Here is a 1,564-nt window from a genome sequence, read left to right as displayed (position 1 = left end):
GGCCGGAGGGGGCCGGGCTGCGGGTGTCGGTGCGGCACGCGCCGCGCACCCCCACGACGACCAGGACGCTGACGGCCACCAGCAGCAGCGACAGGGCCACCGCGGCGTCCGGGTCGCCCTCGCGCTGCAGGTAGATCTCCAGCGGCAGGGTGCGGGTGACGCCCTGCAGGCTGCCGGCGAAGGTCAGGGTGGCGCCGAACTCGCCCAGGGAGCGGGCGAAGGCCAGCACGGCGCCGGAGACCAGGCCCGGCCCCACCAGCGGCAGCGTCACGCGCAGCAGCACCCGCCCCGGGCGCGCGCCCAGGGTGGCGGCCACGCGCTCGTAGCGCTGCCCGGCGGTGCGCAGCGCGCCCTCGACGCTGAGCACGAGGAACGGCAGCGACACGAACGTCTGCGCCAGCACCACCGCGGCGGTGCTGAACGCCACCCGCACCCCCAGCACCTGCAGCGCCGGGCCGAGCAGGCCGTTGCGGCCCAGCGCGTACAGCAGCGCCAGCCCGCCCACCACGGGCGGCAGCACCAGCGGCACCAGCACCAGCGAGCGCAGCAGGCGCAGGCCGGGGAACCGGGCTCGCGCGAGCACCAGCGCCAGCGGCACGCCCAGCAGCACGCAGCAGGCGGTGCTGGTGGCGGCGGTGCCCAGGCTCAGGCGCAGCGCGGCCACCGAGGAGGGCGAGGTGACCAGCGCGCCGAAGCGCGGCCAGTCCACGCGGGCCACGACCGCCAGCAGCGGCACGAGCACCAGCAGCGCCCCCAGCGCCGCCGGGAGCAGCACCCAGCGCGGCAGCGCGCTGCCCTCGGCCGCGCCGGCCCGGGGCCGCCGCGCCGTCAGCACCGCCCCGCCCCCGCGCGCGCCGCCGCGCACGTCACCGCGGAGGTCACGGCGCGGGCGCCCCGAAGCCCGCCGCGCCCAGCACGGCGCGCCCGTCGGGGCCGGTGACGTGCGCGGTGAACGCGCGGGCCAGCTCGGCGTCGGCGGCGTCGCGCAGGGCGGCGATCGGGTAGGTGTTCACCGCGTCCGCCGCCTCGGGCAGGGCCACGCCGCTGACGGCGCCGCCGGCGGCGCGCACGTCGGTGACGTACACCAGGCCGGCGTCGGCCTCGCCGGAGGCGACCTTGGCCAGGACGTCGGTGACGGAGGACTCCTCGCTGACGGGCGACAGGGTCACGCCGCTGGAGCGCTGCACGGCCCGCGCGGCCGCCCCGCAGGGCACCTGCGGGGCGCACACGACGACGTCGACGCCGGGGCGGGCGAGGTCGGCCAGGCCGGTGATGCCGGCGGGGTCGCCGGGCGGGGTGGCGATCTGCAGGACGTTCGCGGCGAAGGGGACGGGCTCGCCGTCGGTGAGCCCGGCGTCGCGCACGCGCGCCATCGTGGCGCCGTCGGCGGCGGCCAGGACGTCGGCGGGGGCGCCCTCGAGGACCTGCGAGGCCAGGTCGGCGGAGCCGGCGAAGCTGAACGCCACGGTGACGCCGGGGTGGGCGCGCTCGAAGCTGCCGCCGAGCTCGGTGAAGGTGGCGCGCAGGGAGGCGGCGGCGAAGACGGTCAGGGTGCGCGCCGCGC

2 protein-coding genes are annotated in these 1,564 nt (G+C 79.5%); both read right to left on the bottom strand.

Annotation, left to right across the window (positions count from 1 at the left end):
* A partial coding sequence (locus GTR00_RS20505; protein ID WP_166613375.1) for an ABC transporter permease occupies positions 1-832 on the bottom strand: 832 nt, incomplete at its 3' end.
* Between the two features lie 46 nt (positions 833-878).
* Positions 879-1,564 (bottom strand): molybdate ABC transporter substrate-binding protein (modA, locus tag GTR00_RS20500; protein ID WP_166613374.1); only part of this gene is annotated, 686 nt, incomplete at its 5' end.

Source organism: Kineococcus indalonis (genome assembly GCF_009906395.1).
GTDB lineage: Bacteria > Actinomycetota > Actinomycetes > Actinomycetales > Kineococcaceae > Kineococcus > Kineococcus indalonis.
The sequence above is the reverse complement of the archived record's forward strand: the minus strand, read 5'-3'. Positions and strand labels throughout refer to the sequence as shown.